Genomic DNA, 22149 nt, shown 5'->3' on the forward strand with positions numbered 1-22149 from the left:
GGTCACAAGACTATGAATGTGATGAACGCGCCATTGGCATTCATTCAAGCCTTACATAAAGCCTCCGTCACATGTCGAACTCCGGAGTGTAAAGGTGTGGTCACGGTTGATGATCGTACACATCGTGATGATCGTGTGAAAACTTTCAATTTTCACTGTGCCCAATGTAAGTGGAACGAAGAGATAGCCGGGGAGTTGCAAGTGGATCCTCCCTGGGATGAAGCCGCATTAATTGAGATCACTGAGGAACATCTTTTACACCTTGAACCGGTATGCCCGCATGATCAGGCTCCTGTGCATTTCCATTCCCTCCCCAATCCTCGACGAAAAGCGCGATACCAAATTTCCTGCCACTATTGCGGCCGCCAAGCTGAACTCGAATGGCCCCCCGCCGAAGCTAAGTGGTAGTGGATACTTATAATCTAAATATCACATGGTGTCTGATATCATGAAAGATTGCCTGTAGGCATGCCAGAGAATGCACACCTATCGTATCCACCTGCCCACCTGTAATCAATATGTCATTTGCGACCTGATACCATAAAAGGTTGTCTGTCAATTGCGGGAACTGTGTCAGCATCACCGTGGCCATCTAAGTCACCTGTAATCGATATGTCATGGTGGGTCTGATCTCATAAAAGGCTGTCTGTTCATTAGCTTGAAGACCAAAAACAATCGTGGCCACCTAGAACACCTGTAATCCTGACGTTCGAATGCCAAGTGATTGAGTTGAATATTGGAATATCATGAGCCTCTGGACTGCTGAGCGTTCGTGTTCTAGGCACCTGTAATCCCGACGTTCAAGTGCCAGGTGATTGAGTTGAATATTGTAATGTCATGAGCCCCTGGACCGTTGAGCGTTCGCGGTCTAGGTCACTTGTAATACAGGTATAAATGAGGTGCATGAGTTCAGGCAGAGATATTTGCCTAGGCGTACCGAACTACCGTGGTCAAGTCCACCTATTGATCTATATCAGTAGGTCTTTAAAGTCATCTTCTCATCCGCTTTTCTCCTATTTCTCCCTTCTCAATTTCTTCTTGACAAATAAGGTAAGAACTTTAGGATAGGTTCTATTGAAAAAGTGACATTCAACTTTTTTGTACAGACGACCATCCGAATGGGGAAGGGGATAATCTCATTTGAGGGGAGATGGACGTCGACGCCATTCGACAAAAGGTCAAACGAGGCTCACCGTTTGATCGACAGGTCTGGATATAACGAATGGCAAAGTGATTGGACCTTGAGTTCAGTATGAATCTGGGTGAGCGTCCCTGTCAGGGATCATCAAGACGTATGCCTTAATAGTAAAAAGGAGAATGTCCCCTTTTTAAGTAGAGAAACAACGGTTCCAACAGGTGATGGACAAGATTATAGCGAATCCAAAATGTCACCTGGTCGGCATGCTTGGACACGATAGTTTTGAATACTCACCGACTCTTGCCATACATTTAACGTTGATAACTCAACAGCTTACCTGCTGCATGTATGACAGGTGTCCAAGTCCAGTCGAATAATCCTGACGCTCTTCGCGGTATCAAACACTTCAAGAGGTGGAAGTTATAGCCGTGCTTTTGAATATTCGCTTGTACGATGCGTATGGTTGCGTTGTGTACGTCTAGTCAATTCGGCTGTACGTTCTGCGGTTTCGCTATAATTGAATCGGCTATAAGTGGTTGGTACGGAAGCATCGAGAAAGCCTGTAGTGCTTTCCGTTGTAGTTGTAGTAGAAGAGTCTTTCAGTATCAAGGTTATATTCTAACGCAAACATGTTGACCTCTTTACCACTTGCAAGGGGAGCGCCCGCGTTCCAACCGGTGAGGGTCTCAGATTGACCCCCAGCGAAACCTTTGATACTTTGCTGTCGGACGAAAAGGGTCGTTTCCATTTCCTATTTCTGTAAAATGTCTTATATCTTTTGATTTCTGGTGGTCCATTCGGTGGAGTGGAATAGATGTCGTATTTTGAGCGAATCCAATTCTATTATCTGTTTTGTGATTCTTTAGTAGGCGAGTAGAATCGTTTCGTACAACTCACCTGAGTTGGTGCAGCGAGAATGAAGGCGCAAATTTCCGTGAATTATTCGTCATTTTGGAGTCGGGACCTGGTAGTCACACCTAATATGTACTTGCCTGTTGTTGCACCAGTTCTTGGAAAAATTGAGGGGGAGCTTGTGTCTACAACGCCCAAGAAAACCGGAACTAGAACCCCGCAACTCATCTTGGCTGATCGATATACGCTTGCAATGCATAACTCAAGGAGGAACCGAATGAAACGCTTCAAACTCAAGCCTACCTTTCTGAGTCTTACTGTAGGTTTCCTTCTCGTCCTACTATCGGTGCCCGTGAGTGCGAAAAATGGAAAGAATATACTCTATGAAGTCTGGGGCGCCGATCAGTCTAACTCTGTGAGCAGTGTTCCCGCCCGCGGTACAATAGGCAGTTTGATTTGGGTATGGAACAGCGAAGACATCCATAGCCAGCTCACCAATGGCACGACGGCTCAACCTCTGGGCTGTGATGGAAATAATACTCCTGGTGACGGTCCCTGCGATCTGCTCAATGTGTTTCCCGGCACATTGGTCGAGCATGATAGCAATGGCGTGACCGGTGCGTCCCTCGACGACTACGACTATGGGCGCTTACACGGGGCACTGCCGGATCCACAGAATCGCTACATGAACATTAATCTGTTCGGCCCTGGCAACGGCTTTATAGGAATCATGGACGGTGCGACCAAGGAAGCCGTCGCGTTGTTTCGCGTGACCGGCACGAGCTCAGGTCAGCGGGTGCACATGTCGTTTTGGAACAGCGATGGCAGCGCCCTGCTGATCGCCAACCTGGACGGTAAAGTGCTCGAGCGCATCGACATCGCCCGCGATACAGATGGTTCCATCACTCAAGCAGCCTTCAATCGTTCTGCCAGTCTTGGCGTTGGCAAAAACCTGGCCGTGACAGCGGAGGTTAAGGTTTACCTGGGGCAGAATGCGCAAGGCAACCCCATGATCGGTACGATTACCGGCGACTATAGCAACGCCGATCTGGGCGATCTTACCCCAGCCGGTAAGTGTCGAGAAAATGGCTGCATCAGCGGTACAGATGGCGATATGGGCGGTCGCGTTAATAACGTAATTATTTGCCCCATCGTTTCTGCTAACGATTACGCGTATATCACCATGGGCGGTGGTGGGCTCTTGGTGGCCAACACCAGGACCACGCCGATGACTATCGTCGGCGAATACGGGCAGGAAGTGATTAACGGCGCCGGTTGTGGTGGCATTCAGGTGGGTGATCACATGTGGCTCAATGCCGGCATATCAGCGTCAGCCGCTGGTAACGTGCATTCGACTTTCACCATCTATACGCTCGATGATCGTGTGTTCAATACCGTTCAGGCAGAGAACACACCCCTGCCGGTGACAGTCTACAAAGACTCGGATGCCAGTGATGGTAATGCGGCCAATACCGCAACCATTGGCAACCTGGGTGGCGATCCGTCCCCAAACCTGACCGGGCAGCTTCCAGGGACAAGCACCCGACGGGACAGCCATGGCATGGCGCGGACGCTGTCCGGCAAGCACGTGCACACGGTGGATCGCATCCAGAACATAGTTGAGGTTATCAATACTAAAACCCTGGCCAGAACGACCTATGACCTGGCCTCGGCCAACGGCATGGGCAATGGCGTAGGACCGTGCGATGCCGCGTCTGTCACATCAGAAAGTGGTTCGACGGGCGACCCAGCCCTGCCTCCCAACGATGCCGCACCAGATCTGCTAGAGAATACACCAGATGGCAAGTACCTCGCGGTGGCACTGCGCGGGCCTATACCCGTTTCAGTCACCCATGCAGCGCAGGGTAGCTGCCCCGGTGTTGGAATCATTCGACTGCTGGCAGGCGGCAAAAGGGGCAAGCTTGCCACCGTACTGCGCACCACCAATACGATCGACGACACACCGGTCAGTGCACCGGGCGGTCATATCTATGCGGGCACCGAACATAGCGATATTCACGGGGCCTCGGTTCGCACTCGGGTAGAAGACATGAAGTAATCGCGTCATCGGGGGCAGGCTAAGGCATATGTCTGCCCTCAAATTTTTCATCTAGGAATGAGGGACCCTAATAAGCTAGTGAACACTTCGAAGGAAAGGGGGCATTCATCTTTTTTTATAGAGGGGCCTGTTGCTTGTTTTAAGACATAGGGCCTAATCCTCTGAATCACCTTCACGCAGTCAGGGTTTCCTTTGCAGCGTTTCTGCATCTGAATCATGGTGAAATTCGCCGACTCAATATTCTATAACGACACTTTCATAGAGCAAATCAATAGATCGGCTATGTACGCCGTGTTTTATTAGATAGCTGGAGTTTGGCGGCTGCTTTTTGCAAGGAAGTATCTGCTGTCCATAGAGCGCATCCTGTCAACTGCGCGGCTGCTAACAAGTTCATATCTACCCACCCTATCCCTGTTCCATAGAGTTTGTGAGCTTCTAAAAGATGCATCACTTCGTGATGTTCTGGAATGTGTGTTTCGGGAAGGGCGCAAAGCAAGGCAAGTACTTCTTTTCGATTCTTCAGTCCCCCACAAGCAAGTTCGCCAACGATGAAGGGATGAATGAGTACCTGTGTATCTTGAAGCAAGGACTCTAGGCGAGGGCTTCCATATCGAAAATGATTGACCCAGATTGATGTGTCGACCAGGGTCATCGTGTCTTGGGCGATCGTCGTCGTGGAGGCAACTTTAGGTGCTTCTCTGATCCTCCGAGTTGAGCAAGTCGCAATGCAGCGTTTTTAGAAATCAATGCCTCAAGACCAAGCCTCACCAACGAGGTTTTTTCAGAAATTCCCGTGAGGTTTGCGGCTTTCTCAAGAAGGTCATCATCGATGTTTAATGTTGTCCTCATATGCATTAATATGCATTGTATATGCATATATGTCAATGGGGTATTTCTCGTCTCGTATCAATCATGGAAAATAGGGAAGATTGCGAACCCACAGGTAATATGGCGTATTCTTCAAAAAGGAATAGGGGGCATTCTTCTTATTAAAGCTATCTGCTCTCTATGACAAAGTGATATGGCTAGGAAAATGGAACATTCTCATTTTTAACGATACAGTATGGGCAAAAAGAAAAATGTCCCCTTTCCCGTAGTCATGTCAGGTCTTCGGCGACAACCCCAAAATGTGCTGAAGCGGATCAATGTAATTCCAGGGTTGATTCCTGAATGATACATTTTTCGAAATTTCGAAAAATGTTGAGAATGGTTAAACGATGAATGATCAGACAGAGGGGAGGAAGGTAGGCACCGTTTTTTCAATGCCTTGCAAATAGATCGGGAGAAACTAAAACTATTACTATAGTACAGACTTTACGTTTTGCTATGATAGCAACTACACAATTTGATACATTCCTCCTCCTCGCTACAGCGTAGGAGGTGATGAAAAGTTAGATTCGGGGGTTGAGATGTTTAATTTTAGGGATATGACGATAGGGAAGCAGGTGGGCTTAGGTTTTGGGGTCATCACACTTATTTTAATGGGAGTGGTATTGCTTACCATTCAGCAAGTAAAAACTATGGAGGTCATCACGAAGAGGGTTGTCGACCTTCGAACTCCCACGGCTCATGCCAGTCTTATGATGTTAAATGGTATCAACCATTCCCTGGCTTCGCTGCGTGGGTGGATTTTCCTGGGAGATCCCAAATACCAGACAGAACGAGCTCTTGCCTGGGCAGAACAAATCAACCCATCCCTGAAGCAGATGCATCAGCTTGCTCCCCACTGGACAGATCCAGAAAATAAGGCCAGGTTACAATCCATCGAAAAAGAAATCGTTGCTTTTAAGAAGACCCAAGAGAAGATCGAAGATATCGCACAAACCCCGGAAAATTCTCCGGCACAAAAAATTCTATTCGATCAAGCGGAACCTTTGGAAAAAACCATCGTGGCCACCGTGTCTAAAATGATCAAGCAGAATATGAAAGGCAAAATTACTTCCCAAAATCAGCACCTGGTAGAAATTCTCGCGACTATAGAAACGACAACCAGTCTGGCTTTGGAAAGAGCCGACGAGTTTTTGTTATCTGGCAAACAAGAGTTTAAAAAGGAATCTCTGGAAAACTGGGGAAAAAGTGCTGCGTCTATGGACGCATTACAGGAAAAGAAAAATAACTTTAGTAAAGAGCAGTTGAAGAATTTTGAATCCCTGCAAGATGGACTGAATCAATTCGAGCCTTTACTGAAAGAAATTATCCGCATTCGGTCAGGAGAAGATTGGAACCGGGCTAATTATTTGGCGAAAACTGAGGCTGCTCCTTTAGCATTTCGAATCAAGGAACTCTTGAATGAAATGACTGTGCTTCAGGAGCAATTGCTGGAAAATGATGTTGAGGAGATTTCCAGCAGAACGCATTATTTAATTGTTCTTTTAGTGGCATTGTTTTTTACGGCGGCACTAATCAGCGGTGTGTTGGGGGCAAACATCACTCGCTCAATCAGCGAACCCATCCTGGATGTTTGCAAACTGGCAGATGAGCTGGCGCATGGAAATTACAAGGGGAAACGCCTCCCAGTTCATTCCCGAAATGAATTGGGCACCCTGAGCCAAAGTTTCAACCAACTGTTGGATCGATTGCAGAAAGAAAAATCACAGGATAAAGACTGACGTGTTGCGAACAATTCAATGGCCGCATGCGCGCAAAGCAAGATGTCTTTTGCCGTTGGAATTCCCCAATAACCCCCATCCCACCAAGGTGGGGTTGTCACGCCTACACGCTATGATATTCGAATCACTCATCGAGTGATGTCATTCTGGCTCGCACTGACAACTCAAGACCGTTTTCTCTGAATTTCCGTATCCACTCGTCAATCTTAGACATGACCCGACGGTCCACAAGTTTCGTTTCTGTCATATCCACGGTGACCCGCTTCCCTTCCAGAAAGAAACGATCAAGGTGTTTTCTCAGAGGAATCCATGAACTGAAAATGATGGAACCTCGTAAAAAAATTGTGACAGACTGATCTCTTTCATGAATGATCTTGGCATTCAATCTGAAGATAGACCCTCCACGAATAAAATGCATGACAATGCTGACTACAATTCCAATTGCTAATCCTTTTAAAAGATCAGTCGCGAGTACACCCAATATGGTAGAGACAAAAATAATGAACTGGTCTTTTCCCTCACGATACACAGAGACAAACTCATCGGGAGAAGCCAGACGAGATCCTGTGATGACCAATAACGCTGCCAAGGCAGCGAGAGGAATTTGATTAATAACTCCTGGAATCAATGCCACACATATCAGTAAAAACATTCCGTGGTAAAAATTGGCAAACCGGGTTCTTGCCCCATTATCAATGTTGGCCTTACTTCGAACAATTTCAGAAATCATGGGCAACCCGCCAATGAAAGCCGACAGGGTGTTCGCTGTACCGGTGGCCAACAAGTCTCGATCCAGATTTGTTTTTCGACCCCACGGATCAATCCCATCAATAGCCTTGGCACTCAGAATGCCCTCTAAACTTCCAATGATCGCAAAAAGAACTGTATATTTAATTCCAGTCTCCGTGGTTATTCCTGAAAAATCCGGAAAGGTTATGGCATGCAGCAAATTCCCTGGAACATTGACTAAAAACTTTTCGCCTAGTTCGTAGATTTGATGATTGAACGTATAAGACCCCTTCTCCCCAATTCCTAAAAGTATGGCTATTGGAACAGTGATCATTAACATCAACATGGGTGCGGGAATGACTTTCAATTTTTGATTTTTTATATAGCTATAACCCACCACAATGGTAAGGCCTATAATCCCAATTAACGCAACTTTCGGGTTCATGTTCATGACAAAGGAAGGGATACCAGCGAGTAACTCTAGAGGAGCTCCCTGTGGATTCAATCCCATCAATACAGGAAATTGTTTTGCGATGATGATGACTCCAATGGAAGCCAGCAAACCGTGAATCGCCGCTTTCGGAAAAAGCTTTACAAGGATTCCTACGCGAAAAAGTCCGAGTATAATCTGGTATACGCCTGCCACAACCCCAACGCCTAGCGCCAAGCGATAGGCCTGAAAGTCCTTCGCCGGATCCTCCCCGCCCGTAAAACCAAAATCCTGAACGCAACCCAATGCAATAACAATCAAGCCAGCTGCAGGTCCCTTAATTGTCAGTTCTGAATTGCTCAGGAAGGTGGCAACAAGACCGCCAATAATGGCAGTAAAGATGCCCGCCACCGCGGGATATCCTGAAGCCAGAGCAATTCCCAGACACAGCGGCAAGGCAATAAGAAAAACTAAAAATCCAGAAAGGATATCGTTTTTGGCATGGGCTTTAAACCCGTCAAGATTCCCCTTGGGAATTTCAGTAGAATCGGATGACATACTCATGGATAGTGTTTCCTCTATCGGATGCTTTAAAACTAATCCGTAGTGGTCATGCTTGATCTTCCCCTGGAAGATCGGACACATTATATAATAATTCGAAACGAGATGTTGAATGAAGTGAACACGCAGTCAGCACAGTCGGGAATTTCAGCAGGAAACGGTTGCGTTGGTGGTGGAACATGACTGTAGTTGTGTGGTCGCTGGGCGAAGTTTAGGCTTAAGTGTGGTGTTGATTGAGCTGTGGAAGGACGAACTGGAAGCCTATAAGGCAGAAGCTTTCCCCAGACAAGGAAAACGCCTCATCAAGCAACAATCATTCAAGACCGCACGGAACCGTTAGGCGATCTTTTTTGAATGTTTCTATACCCGGCAGCGTCTCCACCAAACGCTCGGCTATCGCAGTCTCGAGGCGTTTGTGAAGGAGGCGTCTGACTCTCAACGTCGTGTCTGTATTTTTAGGACCACCTCATCCATGCTTTAATTCATTATCAAAAAATGTGGCCTGATATCGATAAGAACAAGAGACATGAACATACTGAATTCAGTCGAGAAACGACGGTCCCAACACGTGATGACAAGATTATAGCGAATCCAAAATGTCACCTGGTCGGCATGCTTGGACACGATAGTTTTGAATACTCACCGACTCTTGCCATACATTTAACGTTGATAACTCAACAGCTTATCTGCTGCATGTATGACAGGTGTCCAAGTCCAGTCGAACAATCCTGAAGCTCTTCGCGGTATCAAACACTTCAAGAGGTGGAAGTTATTGCCGTGCATTTGAATATTCGCTTGTACGATGCGTATGGTTGCGTTGTGTACGTCTAGTCAATTCGGCTGTACGTTCTGCGGTTTCGCTATAATTGAAACGGCTATAAGTGGTTGGCTCGGGAGCATCGAGAAAGTCTGTAGTTTATCCCGCCGTGAGAGAAGAGTCTTTCAAAATCATGGTTCTATTATAAAGAAAGTAACATGACCTATTATTTGTGAGATCAAGACCTTCAGAGAGAGCTAGCGATCAGTCTATAATGAAGAAATGTACAGGCCTGGTTACGGGTCGATCGGTGGTTCAGTACCGTCAATTTATCAAAGCTCAGAGGGATAAGGAAGAAGTATGAGTGGCTTACTTGCCCTGCTCGATGACGTTGCTGCAATTGTAAAGCTAGCAGCCGCTCAACTCGACGACATTACAGCACAGGCAGCTAAGGCCGGAAGCAAGGCGGCAGGTGTTGTGATTGACGATGCTGCCGTTACCCCAAAGTATGTGACCGGGCTTCCGGCGGCCCGTGAAATCCCCATTGTTGCCAAGATCGCCAGAGGCTCCCTCTTCAATAAGCTCGTCATCCTTTTGCCAGTGCTACTACTGTTACATGTGTTCGCACCATGGATGATTCCTCCGCTGCTCATATTAGGGGGGGCATACTTGTGTTTTGAGGGTGCTGAGAAAATCTGGCATGCCCTCACACATCATAACGACAAAGGTCCGCAAAAAGCTGTAACTCTCGATGCGGCACATCTCGAAGAGCAGCGTGTGAAAGGCGCGATCAAGACAGACTTTGTTCTGTCCTCTGAAATCATGACCATAGCGCTGACGTCGATTAGTAATGACAGTCTTTGGGAGATGGCAGGAGTGCTTGCGGTTGTTGCGGTCATGATTACGGTTCTGGTCTATGGTGCTGTCGCACTTCTCGTCAAAATTGATGATGTTGGGTTACGCCTCAGCGAGTCTAGCGGAATTGAGGTTGTGCGTGCCTTCGGACGCGGCCTTGTTACTTCAATGCCCACCGTCCTGATAGTGATTTCCGTTGTCGGGACGGCAGCCATGCTGTGGGTGGGTGGAAGTATTGTGATCCACGGGCTACACGAAGTGGGTTGGTCTTGGCTCTACAACACGATTAATGCCATAGCCGATGCAGGTGCAGGTAGTGCTGCGTCAGGTCTTGTGGTGTGGCTTATCACGGCCTTTGGGGATGCGGTGATTGGGTTATTATTCGGATTGTTCTTAATGCCCATGGTGAACATTCTGCTCAAACCCTTTGACCTACTTTTTCCTGAAACAAAACCGAATAGCAGCAAGACATAAGTGGTCACAAGCTGGGTTAAGGAAAAGGGACATTCACCTTTTTGGCGTAGGAATGGTGCGGCTTTCTCTTGTCAGAAGTGTAGCTAGAACACCGTACATGAAAAAGTCTCCTTAAATTGTTAAGGGAAAAGTAATGCGTTGAAGTGGTTGGAAAAAAATAAGAATGTTTCCTTTTACTGGTTATCCACAATTTTCCACCCTTACAGAAAAACCTGTGCCCAAAAATCCAATGAACACAAGATGATTTCCCTGCTGTTGGGACTACTCACCGAATCTTGGTGGTGGTTTTTGATTGTTCAGATCGTTTAATGAACAGAATCAGTTCAGGGAATCATCAACCGCTCTTTCAAGAGTACGCAAAAACACCCGATGGAAACACAAAAGGCCTTTTGTGAATACGAGGACGTGAAAGCGTCTGCGCTGAAGAACTGTGAGGCAAATCTTGCCTCCAGTTTGGTTAGGGGGGAGCCAATGAGCAAAACCACAGAGTGGGTACCTACACGAAGCAATCAAGAATCTGAAGAAGACCTTGAATCCGAAGTGCTCCTGTCTGATCAAGATGACAGCACCATCAAGGTCGGTCAGCGGATAAACCGACCGACATGTCTGTTCGTCATCCTGGTGCCTCTCCTGCTGCTTGGAGTGCCGCTTGGCTATCAGGCCGGCATGCTCGAAACCCTCGGGTACGAATCTAAGTCCATCAAAGGCAGCGGGTTTACGAGCACTCAGTCAGGAATGTCCTTAGGTGTCAAAACCATGTACTTTTTAAAAGGGCAGACAGTCTTTGTGGACTATGACGCAAACGTCAAAGCTGGATCTTTATGGATCAAGTTTTACAATGTCACATCCATGTTGGACGCAGACGCCTGGGATCGGCATAAGGTGGAGTCTACAGGAAAAGGTACCGCCAGTTTCGCAGTGGAGAAAAGCGGATGGTACCGATTGGCCTGGGATGGCACCGTACTAGGACAAAGTCCGGCAGGATCAGGCTACGACATTGACTACACTCTCACCTGGGGCATGCGGTAACGATAGGCCATTTCATGATCATCACAAGAGAAAAAGTGAATTCGATTGAGAACCAACGGCCCCTACAGTTGACGAATAAGATGATGTCGGTGGAGCAAATATGAATGTGCCCTATACCATGAAAAAGTCACCTTAAATTGTTAAGGGAAAAGTAATAGGTTGAAGTGGTTGAAGAAAATTGCACTTATGACTTGAATTCAAGAGCTGTTTTAATTCGATTGCCCGGTGATTGCACGAACTCGAATAGATAGAGATATTACCTGATCAACATTATCAACGAAGCCATTAAGCTGCTCAGCAAGCTCACGCTTTGTTTTATCGAATGATCTCTCCATGGGAGGTAGGTTATTCATACTATCGATCAGACTTACAAGAGAGTCTTTACAGATTTGTGCATTCTGTTCTATGGATTGCATTGATGCTATGAGCCTAGGCATATCCTGATTTTCAGGCGTATTAGTATGGGGGATTTGTGTTAAGACTATTTCTAGAGCGTTACCAGTGTTAGTCCACCGCTCTCTAAACTTGGCGTTGAGTAATTTCAATTCATCATGATGTACTTCGTACTGTTTTGCCAGTGATCTAAGCAGGTCTCTCGCTTGGCGAACATTGTTTCGTCTCGCTGCTTTTTCCAATTTTGGTGTTGAGACTGTGGCTTGCTTCCCAATCTCTGTAACATGTTCCCTAAGTTCCTCAATGATCTTAGTCAGCTCTTCAAACCCCTCTTCTACTTCTATCAGACAGTCAAGATAGCCAGGCTTTTCTACCTCCCTATTGCTCGTAGCAGTTGATAGCTTTGATGGTGATAACATTGGCCTATCAAGTGCCTCTTCTCCTCCAAAATCCATGACTGGATTTCCAAATATAATCTCGTTCCTTGCGATTTGGTTTGCTAGGGTCGCAAGTCGTTCTTTGGCATCTTTAAATCGATCAAATCGAGTGTCATACTCAATTATTCTGTAAGGTCGAAGGTCGAAAGGAATAGAGCCAATATCTTGAGTAAGTAAGACAACAGGCTTTTTTAAGGCATGAGCGAGGCCAAGTTCATAGTAAACGTTTGGATTAGAATCGGTGAGGTCTGCGACAATAATGTCTGCAGTGATAAGTGCTGTGACAACATCTCGAAGAATATTTTGCTGACTTGTGATGTCATCACCTCGATAAACATGAAAGCCAGCTTCAGAGAAGGTATTGTGAATAAGATTTTCATATACTGCATCGAACGACTCGTCGAATGGCATTACAACAAACGCTTCTCGTTTGTCTTTTTGTTCAGACATAATAATACACGTCAAAATACTAAAGAAAGGTACTTAAGTTTGTTCCACCTAATTGGAAGATAATGGCCGATTCTTGGTTTTAGTTTTTTTGTATGAAGAAGAATACACAATCTGGCCTATTTATCAAGAATATTTATAGCTAGGCTCAGATCCTGCCATGACATGGTCGATTTGCTTGCTGTTGCTCTATGTGATGCGAACCCCGTGATTTCGATTTTCGGCTTGGCTTCTTGGTTGGTTTGTATATTAAAAAGAGGATCTGAACACTTATACCTGCATAAATACGGGTCAAGTCTGTTTTTATAAGATTAATTTTTCAATGCGTCCCGTTTCTTGCTGATGGACGTCTTAACTTCTCGCGCTTCGCTCGAGGTTCGAGTTGGTTTTCCTGCAGTACTCAGCTTCCTTCCGATCTTCCTGATTCTCCAAAATAGTTCACTTTTCTCTGCGGGTTCTTCTGAGGGCTATGAAATAGTCTTCCCTTCTTTCCTACCCACGACCACGGAACCACCGCAGATATGAAATTCTGTGTCCAGAGTTGGTGTGGAAGACCTGAGGCAGGCATCATATCTCGCGTGCTCTATGGGTCAGTTGAAAAAAGCCGCCAGCGGCGTTCTCACTAAATTGTGGTGCTCACGTACAAAATGGACGTTCCGCGCCAGAATTTGGTTGCGGCCTTGCTGGACGGACTTTTTTGAGAAAGGGGACATTCTTTTTTTTAGCGATGGAACAGAACCCACTTTTCTTGTAAGAAACTTAACGATTCCATCGTTTCAGATAACATTTTCTTTCTAATCTATTTCGATAAAGTGAGAATAGCATGAGACAATAAAAAGGAGAATGTCCCCTTCCCTTTTGCCCCTTTTGCATTTTAAAATTTTCAACCCTGACTTCATAAGAGCCCAATAATTTGACCCCTTTGTGGCGCCGACCATCAAAAATAACGAACGCATTGAAATCCGATAACAAACCGTAGGGGCAAAAGATTTTTTGCCCTTACATGTGCCAGTCTTCAACCTGCAATTTATCGATACGTGTGAATTCTTTGACGTTGTGCGTAACCAATATGGCCTGATGAGCAAGTGCCGTTCCTGCAATTAACATATCAAGAGGGCCAATCGGACGACCCTTGCGCTCAAGTTGAGCACGAATCATCGCTGAACTCCTGGCTTCTTTGACCGTGAAAGGCAAAACGGTAATGAGAGAGATCATCTCTTCAAGTTGCTTCAGTCTTTTGCGAGGAGCCTTGGATTTGGCAATGCCCACCTCCAACTCATAGACAACAACAGAAGGGATACCGATTTCTTTAGGTGGGATGCTTAAGAGTTTTCGGGAAACACTTTCACGACCCTTGAAGAAATAAATGAGTGTGTTTGTATCAATCACATACATTAGAATTCCTCACGCACGGTATCAGTGCCTTGCGTGCTTCGTATTTCTTCTGCGGTGGGAAAGTCTGACCATGCACCTGCAAGCTTCAATGCCGATTCAGGCCATTCGTCTGCGACCTTTTCCTTGATTAACGAAGCAATCCATTTACTTTGAGAGACATGCATGGCTTTTGCCGCCTGACGCATTTTTGCCTCAATCTCAGCTTCTAAATATATGGTGACCTGACCCATCTGACACCTCCGTTGAATTTTTAAATTATATGTGTAAGTATATGTGAATAACTGAAATATATCAATAGTGACAGAAAGAGCCAATCCCCATCGAATCGTCATTACGGCATGTTTTAAGCTTGAATCTAGTGAATGATTAATGGGATCAGAGAGGTGGTCCTACTTTCTTGGACAGATTTGCGGCAAAGTTAAGCGACAATTCATTGGTTGATGTTATGCCGCTTGCTTCGCCTCTTCAGAGTCAGGGTTCTGTAGATGAGAGAGGGTAGACATCTCATCTGGGGGGTGTCCATTGAAGGTCGAATGAGACCGTGTTTGGGTGTAATGGCTCAACCAAACGCCAATGTGAGTCCGAGCCTGAGCGCCGTTCTCCAAGGCCTGAAATACGGGTCAAGTCTGTTTTTATAAGATTGATTTTTCAATGCGTCCCGTTTCTTGCTGATGGACGTCTTAACTTCTCGCTTTGCTCGAGGTTCGAGTTGGTTTTCCTGCAGAACTCAGCTCCCTTCCGATCTTCCTTATTCTCCAAAATAGTTCACTTTTCTCTGCGGGTTCTTATGAGGGATATGAAATAGTCTTCCCGTCTTTCCTGCCCACGACCACGGTACCATCACAGATATGGAATTCTGTGCCCAGTGTTGATGTGAAGGACCAGAGATTGGCTTCATGTCACATGTAATATATCTGAAAGACTTTTAACAACAGATATGACGAGTTCTCCCCATCAATCGAGAACGCGGTAGCGTCGAATGTGATTTGGAGCTCTTTCCATGCGATTCTATATTTTACGTAATCAGGAGGTCGTTTTGGCTTCTGGTGCAAAGAAGTTTGGCGAATGGGTGGAAACGGCTGATCGGGTGGTGAGTCACACGCAGGTTGCCGATGTTGAGGTGTCGACGGTGTTTCTTGGGATCGATCATAAGCTTTTCGCGGGGCCTCCTCTCCTGTTTGAAACGATGGTGTTTGGTGGCGATCTTGATCAAACGTGCCGCCGCTGTTCCACATGAGATGAAGCCGTGGCGCAACATGAAGCCATCTTGTCGGAAGTATTAACCCGCATGTATGGCTACTACAAGCCCGGCTGAACTTGTGCCGTTATCGCCATGCCATTCGATGGATTAATGCGTATAGATGACACGCAACGCAGACAGCTTTACGGTACTGCTTTGTAAGCGCTCTTCCAGATCGGAAATTTGCGTGCTCAGGGCTTGAATTTCTTCCATGCGAATGGTCGGGTTTCGCTTTTTCAGGGTACGCAGGCGTTGTAATTCCCCATCTAATTCTGCATGCATCGCCGCGATGGCTGTCTTGCGAATTATAGGGAGTTGTTGGGTGGCCATTTCCTCAATGATTTGTATTTGTTTTTTTACTGTTGCACGTGTCTTTTCGATCATTTTCCGTGCCACTTCCTGATGGATTGTCTTTAAGAGCTGTTCGTAGGAGTCAGGTGGTAGTTGGCGTGCAAAGTTTTTCCCTTCCTGGTTGACCATCAAGCGTAATGCGTTGCACGGAAGGAAGCGACCGATGTCTAAGTAGGCGGGAGCGGGGCAGTTGGGTTCGAATAGGGCTTCGATAAAAATTTGACGAGGGGGAAATTGTGGCATGTGTAGCGTACAGATGCTGACCCTGCCTTTGTCTCCGTTCACAATCATGTCGATTGTCGCACGCACCAATGGATGTTCCCAGGTCAGAAACTGCATGTCTTCTCGCGCAAGCGCGGTCTCGCGGTTGGTCGTGACGGTCATGCCGTCTTCGGGTAACTCAGGAAATTGTTCGACCTCTAAATGTGCACCCGGTCGCAGAATCCAACTGTTGAGCGAATGATCTTCAATTTCAACTCCAAAACAATCAAACGTGTGTTCGAGATATCGTGATAACACGTCCGCCTGTTCATTGTGATTGATTTCTTCAATCAAGGGGTCGGCAATGTCCTTCCGGCAACCACTGAGTTCGAGTAAGCGATTTCTCCCGAGGTTGAGTTGCTGGGTCTTTTCTTCGTGCAGATGCTGACATTCACGGATAAACTGCTCTTCATCGGGGTGGTCGCCATGAAGGTACGTGGCAAATTGTTCATTCATCTCGGCTTTTATGTATGGGCCGGTGACACAACTCTGCTCAAACGCATTGAGTGCATGATGGTACCAGTGGCTTAGCCGTGCTTCTCTTGAGCCACCTGCAACAGGCACGTGAATATTAATATCGTGCTGCTGTCCGATTCTATCCAGGCGGCCAATGCGTTGCTCCAGTAAATCAGGGTTGTCGGGCAAGTCGAACAACACGATATTGTGTAGAAACTGAAAGTTACGGCCTTCGCTGCCTATCTCCGAGCAAATCAAGAGTTGCGCACCATCCTCGGCTTCGGCAAACCAGGCGGCCGCGCGATCTCGTTCCAGGAGATTCATATTTTCGTGAAATACGCTGGCTCGCAGGCTATATTTCTGAAGCAGTCTTTTTGCCGTGGCTATCGCGGTCTCGGCTGTTGCGCAAATCAAGAGGACTTTGTGCGGCGATAGTTCGCGTAGTTTGTCTGACAGCCAGTGAATTCGAGTCTTCTTACTCTCATCCTCAAGTACAGCAGGAATGTAATGACGCTGAGGAAACCCGCTGATGGTCGCGCGCGAGTTTCTGAACAACATACGGCCCGTGCCGTGTTGATCAATTAACGTATCGATAATGTGTCGTCGAAGTTTGTGCGCTTTGTCGTTTGCCGCATTGATGGCCTCTAGCTCGATGGAGTCGCTATCCTCAATGAGTAAACGTAATCGCGTGAGATCGCTTTCCGTCATATCATGATTGTCGAGTAGCAGATTGACGAGCTCAGTCGTTTCCGCATGTTGTTTCTCCTCGGATATATAACTTTCGAGCGAGTGGAAACGCGCTGGGTCGAGTAGTCGTAGGCGGGCAAAATGCCCCGCCGTGCCGAATTGCTCAGGTGTGGCTGTCAATAACAGCACGGCATCTGTCTGATGAGCCAATGTCTCGATGTGTCGATATTCCCGGCTGCTCTCACTTGGTGTCCACTCAAGATGATGCGCTTCATCGACGACCAACATATCCCATTCGCAAGCCGCAATGAACGGAGCGATCTCATCGCGACAGGCAAATGTTAATCCGCATAACACGAGGGAGAATTGATCGAAATAATTCTCTATAGGTGTCGGTTCTTCAAAATCGTCAACCTCAGGGTCATCATTGGCATAATACTGCTCATCGATGATGGTGAAGAGTAAATTAAAGCGTCGTCGCAATTCCACGAGCCACTGATTGAGCAGTGGCTCTGGTACGATAATGAGTGCACGGTGTATTTTTCCGGTCAGTATCAGACGGTGTAGAATTAACCCGGCCTCAATGGTTTTGCCGAGTCCCACTTCATCGGCGAGTAGTACACGAGGGGCTGTTCTCTTTGAGACTTCATGGGCAATATACATTTGATGTGGAATCAGGCTGACACGTGGCCCGTGCAAGCCAAAGCTTGCTGAGGTTTGTTGTGTGGCCAGGTGTTGCAGGGTGGCCGCGCGCAATTCAAACCAGTGGTTGCTGTCAATTTGCCCTGCAAGCAGTTTGTCTTGAGGTAAATTAAACGTCATGTCATCGGACAGTTCACTTTCATGTAGGGTGGCCGTTTCGCCAGTGTCTCGAATGCCGTGGTAGCGTAGAGTATCATTGACCTCTTCGATGTTGGTAATCGACAGACACCACCCATCAATACTTGTAATTGAATCACCAACATTAAATTTGACGCGCGTCAGCGGGGCAGTATTTTTTGCATAGGTGAGCGTTTCTTTAACGGCGGGAAATTCTATTTGAACTGTGCGCACGGTTACGTCTTGGACGATGCCCAACCCCAGGGCGGCATCGTTGTCACTGACCCAGCGTTGGCCGGGAGCAAAGTTATGCATCGTGTTCGTTCAAACTCATGTAAAGAAAGGGGATGTTTCCCTTTTTAGCGATGGAATGGAAACCACTGTCCTTTTCAAAAACGTCAAGATAACACAGTTCCTGATAACATTTTCTTTCTAAATTCTGATTCATACTCTAGGAGTAATGTCCTTCATCACTTTCCTTGGGTACAATGTCTCCGGGTGAGTTGATGAGTGTGTCATCCCATCATCAACGATGAGTGAGGCAAGAGAAATTACACTTATTGTATGAATTCGCGGAAAAACTTTCCGTAGCGAATGTATGAAACAGGTCTTTGAGCAGAATCTTTCGTATAAACTCGTCTTACGCCTCAGTCAACAATATCCCGGTTCGAAGCATGTCAAAGATGTTGGATTGACGGGTGTTGATGAGGCTATTTGGAAGCTAGCCTTGGACCAAGCAATTCACCGTCGTTTTCCAAGACACTGATTTCTTGCACCGTAGTCTCCTCCGCGGACACCCACCTCAAGTGATCCAATGACGAATCGGGAATTGTTCGACACGGCATATCTATGACCTATGTATCCGTGAAGAATCTGTCATCAAGGAATTTCTGAACAGTTCGAGTGAGGCTCTGCTCGTCATTACCTAAGTAAAACTTCTATACGCCTCACAGATCGTAGGTTCATTGAAACGGTTCTAGGCCCAGTCTGTTGAAAAATGAGGAAGGCCGATCAAAAAGTTCAACTTACGCAAACAGGTGCGCAGGTAAGGTAAGGGTGATTCCGAATGTCGAAGCAGGCTTGATGCCTGTAGGGTGGTGATAGGTGATCGTGCCATCAAGTCCTATCACAATGACTTCTTGAATGCCTGAACTTAGGTAGGCTTGGATTTTATAGTTGATTTCGGTTTCACGGTTTCCTGGCGATAGTACCTCGACAACCAAGTCGGGAGCTTGGGGAAGGTCTTGGCTCGTAGTGCCAACCGGCCATTTTTCACCTGGCATCCAGACGACATCTGGAACGCGGACGCCAGCTGACGTGGTGAGGATAGCAGCCTCGACCACCGCTTCGCCTCCTAGTTGGGTGCGCAGCTGAAAGGCAATTTCGGCACATAGGCGTTGATGCCGATTGCTAGGCTTCGGGCTTAAGATAACTTCTCCATGTTCAGTGAGCTCATACCAATCGGGCAGTTGTTCGTTCTGTGCCATTTCGGCCCAAAGATGGGATAAGGCGTCTGGTGAAAGAATTGTATCGGTCGACATGGTATTTTTATCCTAGGAGGCTCAGGAAGCCCTGTCAATTAAGGTTCAACGTCTCATTAGATGCGCAGTGTATGTAATTGAGAATCACTCCATTGCTGCAAGTCTTAGCTCGTACAGGGAAACGACATTCATTGCAAGAACAAGAATCATCAGTATCAAGCGTTACGGAGTCCACGCCAATTTCGGCACGAACAACAGCCGCAGATGGCTTGATTTCGGGGGAGCGTTACAATCGTACGTTCATTGAAACGGTTCTAAGCGTTCTCGTCCTCCTAGGCCACCTGTCATCCGCGCTATGAGTGAGCATGGTGATGAGATCAGAAATGGAGTATCATGAGAGCCATTGATTCACAGAACAAACGTGACCTAGGCATTTCATCAAAGATTTACTCATTTACGCCACATGAAAAAAATTAAAAAAAAGAAAACCGGAAATTCTCGTGCACTTCCCGCCTATGTCATTGGGTACACGCATGCCGACCCACCGCCGCCAGGGTATGTGACTGCCTGGTTTGATCAGCAATATGGCGGACCGTTGTCAATTCAGTTTCTGAGTCAAACCGGTCATGCACAATTTGAGGCGGTTCATACGCAATGGCGAGCCCGGATTAATATGTCCCCTGATTCTCAAACAGCCAAGACGTGGAATGAACAGCTCCATTGGGAACATACTTCAGTTATCGAGGTGTTCCCTGGTTCCAATAGCGGACAGTCTAAGCTTGATGTAGTGTTGCATGTCGCACGGCTGGCTCGCGGCTTGACGCTGTTAACGGATGGGACAGCCTTTGATGTGTCCGCAAGCGTGTATCTCAATCCTTCGGATTGGCAAGATCAGACATTGACGACGTTTTTCCTGGACGAGCACATTCAGATTGAGCAGCGAGAAAAATTGGAATCAGGACAAGTCTGGTTTTATACGCGTGGATTAAGCAAGTTCGGTCTCGATGAACTGGAATGTCTTCGCCCAACGGGGCTTTCTGAGGCCGTTGTCAAAGAAGTCCTCGAGGAAAGTGCAGAATATGTGGTGAACCATGGGAGTGTTCCAAAAATTGGTGAAGTCATTAACCTACAGAATACTGGCCGAGCCGTCACGATCGTCCGTCATCGTACAGATCAATCCTTTGGAAAGCCTGTAGCGCTTCGTGAATTGAGATGGGAATGACCGAGGGGCCAAGAGTCAAATAAGCCGAGAGCTTGGCTGAATGGGGTTAGGCATTAGGTGGGGTTGCTCCAGGTTTCTTGTTAATCACATTCATCGCGAGCGCAATCATTGAACCCACGTCTGAAACACTAGCCGGGAGCACAAGCGTATTACTGGATTTGGCGAGTTCGCCAAATTCTTGAATGTATTGTTCGGCAACTCGTAGTTGAACGGCTTCGTATCCACCGTTGTTTTGAATTGCTTCGGCAACTTTTCGAATGCCTTCAGATGTCGCCGACGCGATGGCCAGAATGGCGGCTGCCTCTCCTTCTGCCTCATTAATCTGTTGTTGTTGCCTCGCCTCCGAAGCTTTGATCACTTTTTGCTTTTCACCTTCGGCATTATTAATGGCTGCGTCTCGCTGTCCTTCTGAGGTCAATACCACGGCGCGCTTCTCCCGCTCAGCCCGCATCTGTTTTTCCATGGCGTTGAGCACGTCTTGCGGGGGATTAATATTCCGTATTTCGTAGCGGAGGACCTTGATGCCCCATGGCGACGAGGCCTTATCCAACTCATTGACGACTTGCACATTAATGTTTGTCCGTTCCTCGAATGTACGGTCTAAATCGATTTTACCGATCTCGCTACGCAAGGTCGTTTGGGCCAGTTGGGATATGGCAAAGTGATAGTCCGTAATCCCGTAGGAGGCACGTTCGGCATCTAAGACTTTTATGTAGAGCACACCGTCAACACCAACCTGAACGTTATCATTGGTAATGCAGATTTGTTCTGGCACATCCATGGCAACTTCTTTGAGGGTATGCTTATAGCGAATCACGTCGAGGAAGGGGATCAGTATATGAAATCCGGCTCCGATTGTGGCCGAGTATTTGCCCAGACGTTCCACGACATATGCGCTTTGCTGAGGAACCACAACGGCCGTTTTGGCCAAAATGATCAGGACGAGTATTGCTAGGAAAATGGCAACGGTTAATTCACCCGACATGCTGTTCCTCCTTCATGACTGATTCGGCTGTAATCCAGAGCGTTAAGCCCTCGACTCGAATGACTTGCGTGCGTTGCCCCTTCTGTAGCAAGGTGTCTCCGGCATTGCAGGCGGTCCAGGTCGATCCATGAAGCTCAACTTTGCCGGCGCCTTGGCTCGGGAGATCTTCAAGGACAGTCGCAATTTCACCCAAGAGGGAGTCCACATTGGTGAGTTCTTGTTCTTTGGGCGTGATCTTTTTCTGTAGTGTTCGACTGAGCGCTAAGAGTGAAATGATCCCAAGGATGGCGAATAAGACCCACTGGATCCAAGCCGCTTCGGCAAGACCCAGCCAGACAATGGCGCTGACGACCAAGGCGGCAGTGCCGAAAAATAGGAAGTAAAAGTTACCGAGCCCGCCCAGGGTCAAAATTTCTAACCCTAAGAAAGCAAGTCCGAGTAGGGCCCAATACCACCAGATCATGACAGCAACTCCCAGAAAA

The 22149-nt window shown here is 47.0% G+C and carries 19 protein-coding genes; 9 read left to right on the forward strand and 10 right to left on the reverse strand.

The features are described from left to right. Nucleotides 1–12: 12 nt before the first annotated feature. Nucleotides 13–408 carry a hypothetical protein gene (locus ACWHX8_RS02605; RefSeq protein WP_447970418.1) on the forward strand — a complete coding sequence of 132 codons (396 nt, stop codon included), beginning with the start codon at nucleotides 13–15 and terminating at the stop codon, nucleotides 406–408. A 1859-nt stretch (nucleotides 409–2267) separates the two neighbouring features. After that, nucleotides 2268–4049 (forward strand): hypothetical protein, encoded by a 1782-nt coding sequence (locus ACWHX8_RS02610; protein ID WP_447970419.1) that lies wholly within the window; start codon nucleotides 2268–2270, stop codon nucleotides 4047–4049. Nucleotides 4050–4329: 280 nt separating this feature from the next. Here the strand turns inward: ACWHX8_RS02610 and ACWHX8_RS02615 are convergent, their stop codons facing one another. After that, nucleotides 4330–4701, reverse strand: coding sequence for a type II toxin-antitoxin system VapC family toxin (locus ACWHX8_RS02615; protein WP_447970420.1), 372 nt, complete (start codon nucleotides 4699–4701; stop codon nucleotides 4330–4332). Beyond that, nucleotides 4698–4898, reverse strand: coding sequence for a type II toxin-antitoxin system VapB family antitoxin (locus ACWHX8_RS02620; protein ID WP_447970421.1), 201 nt, complete (start codon nucleotides 4896–4898; stop codon nucleotides 4698–4700). Before ACWHX8_RS02620 ends, ACWHX8_RS02615 begins: the two co-directional genes overlap by 4 nt. 560 nt (nucleotides 4899–5458) lie before the next feature. On the opposite strand from ACWHX8_RS02620, the gene ACWHX8_RS02625 reads away from it, so the two are divergent. After that, nucleotides 5459–6658: a HAMP domain-containing protein gene (locus tag ACWHX8_RS02625; RefSeq protein ID WP_447970422.1), complete on the forward strand. Its 1200-nt coding sequence runs from the start codon at nucleotides 5459–5461 to the stop codon at nucleotides 6656–6658. A gap of 124 nt (nucleotides 6659–6782) precedes the next feature. Here ACWHX8_RS02625 and ACWHX8_RS02630 read toward each other — a convergent pair whose 3' ends face one another. Continuing rightward, complete coding sequence (locus ACWHX8_RS02630) at nucleotides 6783–8381, reverse strand: SulP family inorganic anion transporter (protein WP_447970423.1); 1599 nt, start codon at nucleotides 8379–8381, stop codon at nucleotides 6783–6785. 163 nt (nucleotides 8382–8544) lie between these two features. Between ACWHX8_RS02630 and ACWHX8_RS02635 the strand changes: the two genes are divergently transcribed. From ACWHX8_RS02635 to ACWHX8_RS02645, 3 genes are all read left to right on the forward strand, one after another. Further along, on the forward strand, nucleotides 8545–8718 hold the full coding sequence (locus ACWHX8_RS02635; protein WP_447970424.1) for a hypothetical protein: 174 nt from the start codon (nucleotides 8545–8547) through the stop codon (nucleotides 8716–8718). A gap of 777 nt (nucleotides 8719–9495) precedes the next feature. Next, nucleotides 9496–10464 (forward strand): DUF808 domain-containing protein, encoded by a 969-nt coding sequence (locus ACWHX8_RS02640; protein ID WP_447970425.1) that lies wholly within the window; start codon nucleotides 9496–9498, stop codon nucleotides 10462–10464. Between the two features lie 471 nt (nucleotides 10465–10935). After that, on the forward strand, nucleotides 10936–11493 hold the full coding sequence (locus ACWHX8_RS02645) for a hypothetical protein (protein ID WP_447970426.1): 558 nt from the start codon (nucleotides 10936–10938) through the stop codon (nucleotides 11491–11493). Nucleotides 11494–11702: 209 nt separating this feature from the next. On the opposite strand, the gene ACWHX8_RS02650 is transcribed toward ACWHX8_RS02645, so the two are convergent. The 3 genes from ACWHX8_RS02650 to ACWHX8_RS02660 form a co-directional block, all read right to left on the reverse strand. Continuing rightward, entirely contained in the window at nucleotides 11703–12773 is a 1071-nt protein-coding gene (locus ACWHX8_RS02650; RefSeq protein WP_447970427.1) for a hypothetical protein, read from the reverse strand. A 996-nt stretch (nucleotides 12774–13769) separates the two neighbouring features. Further along, a complete protein-coding gene (locus ACWHX8_RS02655; RefSeq protein WP_447970428.1) occupies nucleotides 13770–14165 on the reverse strand; it encodes a PIN domain-containing protein in 396 nt (131 codons plus the stop codon). Next, the gene (locus ACWHX8_RS02660; protein WP_447970429.1) at nucleotides 14165–14395 is read right to left on the reverse strand and encodes a CopG family transcriptional regulator; all 231 of its coding nucleotides are present in this window, start codon (nucleotides 14393–14395) and stop codon (nucleotides 14165–14167) included. Before ACWHX8_RS02660 ends, ACWHX8_RS02655 begins: the two co-directional genes overlap by 1 nt. A gap of 770 nt (nucleotides 14396–15165) precedes the next feature. Here ACWHX8_RS02660 and ACWHX8_RS02665 point away from each other — a divergent pair. Next, complete coding sequence (locus ACWHX8_RS02665; protein WP_447970430.1) at nucleotides 15166–15402, forward strand: hypothetical protein; 237 nt, start codon at nucleotides 15166–15168, stop codon at nucleotides 15400–15402. 111 nt (nucleotides 15403–15513) lie between these two features. Here ACWHX8_RS02665 and ACWHX8_RS02670 read toward each other — a convergent pair whose 3' ends face one another. Then, nucleotides 15514–18294: an SNF2-related protein gene (locus ACWHX8_RS02670; protein ID WP_447970431.1), complete on the reverse strand. Its 2781-nt coding sequence runs from the start codon at nucleotides 18292–18294 to the stop codon at nucleotides 15514–15516. 283 nt (nucleotides 18295–18577) lie between these two features. On the opposite strand from ACWHX8_RS02670, the gene ACWHX8_RS02675 reads away from it, so the two are divergent. Then, nucleotides 18578–18745 (forward strand): DUF5615 family PIN-like protein, encoded by a 168-nt coding sequence (locus tag ACWHX8_RS02675; RefSeq protein WP_447970432.1) that lies wholly within the window; start codon nucleotides 18578–18580, stop codon nucleotides 18743–18745. A 259-nt stretch (nucleotides 18746–19004) separates the two neighbouring features. Here the strand turns inward: ACWHX8_RS02675 and ACWHX8_RS02680 are convergent, their stop codons facing one another. Next, nucleotides 19005–19520: a Uma2 family endonuclease gene (locus ACWHX8_RS02680; RefSeq protein ID WP_447970433.1), complete on the reverse strand. Its 516-nt coding sequence runs from the start codon at nucleotides 19518–19520 to the stop codon at nucleotides 19005–19007. 403 nt (nucleotides 19521–19923) lie between these two features. On the opposite strand from ACWHX8_RS02680, the gene ACWHX8_RS02685 reads away from it, so the two are divergent. Beyond that, entirely contained in the window at nucleotides 19924–20682 is a 759-nt protein-coding gene (locus ACWHX8_RS02685) for a DUF4026 domain-containing protein (protein WP_447970434.1), read from the forward strand. Nucleotides 20683–20728: 46 nt separating this feature from the next. Here ACWHX8_RS02685 and ACWHX8_RS02690 read toward each other — a convergent pair whose 3' ends face one another. Further along, nucleotides 20729–21667: an SPFH domain-containing protein gene (locus ACWHX8_RS02690; RefSeq protein WP_447970435.1), complete on the reverse strand. Its 939-nt coding sequence runs from the start codon at nucleotides 21665–21667 to the stop codon at nucleotides 20729–20731. Next, a complete protein-coding gene (locus tag ACWHX8_RS02695; protein ID WP_447970436.1) occupies nucleotides 21657–22130 on the reverse strand; it encodes an NfeD family protein in 474 nt (157 codons plus the stop codon). The genes ACWHX8_RS02690 and ACWHX8_RS02695 overlap by 11 nt, the downstream gene beginning before the upstream one ends. Nucleotides 22131–22149 lie beyond the last annotated feature (19 nt).

Source organism: Nitrospira sp. M1 (assembly GCF_965152605.1).

What these genes read in the sequence shown, in the direction of transcription:
- ACWHX8_RS02605 (WP_447970418.1), top strand. Translation starts at nt 13, where the DNA reads ATGAATGTGATGAACGCGCCATTGGCATTCATTCAAGCCTTACATAAA.
- ACWHX8_RS02610 (WP_447970419.1), top strand. Translation starts at nt 2,268, where the DNA reads ATGAAACGCTTCAAACTCAAGCCTACCTTTCTGAGTCTTACTGTAGGT.
- ACWHX8_RS02615 (WP_447970420.1), bottom strand. Translation starts at nt 4,701, where the DNA reads ATGACCCTGGTCGACACATCAATCTGGGTCAATCATTTTCGATATGGA.
- ACWHX8_RS02620 (WP_447970421.1), bottom strand. Translation starts at nt 4,898, where the DNA reads ATGAGGACAACATTAAACATCGATGATGACCTTCTTGAGAAAGCCGCA.
- ACWHX8_RS02625 (WP_447970422.1), top strand. Translation starts at nt 5,459, where the DNA reads ATGTTTAATTTTAGGGATATGACGATAGGGAAGCAGGTGGGCTTAGGT.
- ACWHX8_RS02630 (WP_447970423.1), bottom strand. Translation starts at nt 8,381, where the DNA reads ATGAGTATGTCATCCGATTCTACTGAAATTCCCAAGGGGAATCTTGAC.
- ACWHX8_RS02640 (WP_447970425.1), top strand. Translation starts at nt 9,496, where the DNA reads ATGAGTGGCTTACTTGCCCTGCTCGATGACGTTGCTGCAATTGTAAAG.
- ACWHX8_RS02645 (WP_447970426.1), top strand. Translation starts at nt 10,936, where the DNA reads ATGAGCAAAACCACAGAGTGGGTACCTACACGAAGCAATCAAGAATCT.
- ACWHX8_RS02650 (WP_447970427.1), bottom strand. Translation starts at nt 12,773, where the DNA reads ATGTCTGAACAAAAAGACAAACGAGAAGCGTTTGTTGTAATGCCATTC.
- ACWHX8_RS02655 (WP_447970428.1), bottom strand. Translation starts at nt 14,165, where the DNA reads ATGTATGTGATTGATACAAACACACTCATTTATTTCTTCAAGGGTCGT.
- ACWHX8_RS02660 (WP_447970429.1), bottom strand. Translation starts at nt 14,395, where the DNA reads ATGGGTCAGGTCACCATATATTTAGAAGCTGAGATTGAGGCAAAAATG.
- ACWHX8_RS02665 (WP_447970430.1), top strand. Translation starts at nt 15,166, where the DNA reads ATGCGATTCTATATTTTACGTAATCAGGAGGTCGTTTTGGCTTCTGGT.
- ACWHX8_RS02670 (WP_447970431.1), bottom strand. Translation starts at nt 18,294, where the DNA reads ATGCATAACTTTGCTCCCGGCCAACGCTGGGTCAGTGACAACGATGCC.
- ACWHX8_RS02675 (WP_447970432.1), top strand. Translation starts at nt 18,578, where the DNA reads ATGAAACAGGTCTTTGAGCAGAATCTTTCGTATAAACTCGTCTTACGC.
- ACWHX8_RS02680 (WP_447970433.1), bottom strand. Translation starts at nt 19,520, where the DNA reads ATGTCGACCGATACAATTCTTTCACCAGACGCCTTATCCCATCTTTGG.
- ACWHX8_RS02685 (WP_447970434.1), top strand. Translation starts at nt 19,924, where the DNA reads ATGAAAAAAATTAAAAAAAAGAAAACCGGAAATTCTCGTGCACTTCCC.
- ACWHX8_RS02690 (WP_447970435.1), bottom strand. Translation starts at nt 21,667, where the DNA reads ATGTCGGGTGAATTAACCGTTGCCATTTTCCTAGCAATACTCGTCCTG.
- ACWHX8_RS02695 (WP_447970436.1), bottom strand. Translation starts at nt 22,130, where the DNA reads ATGATCTGGTGGTATTGGGCCCTACTCGGACTTGCTTTCTTAGGGTTA.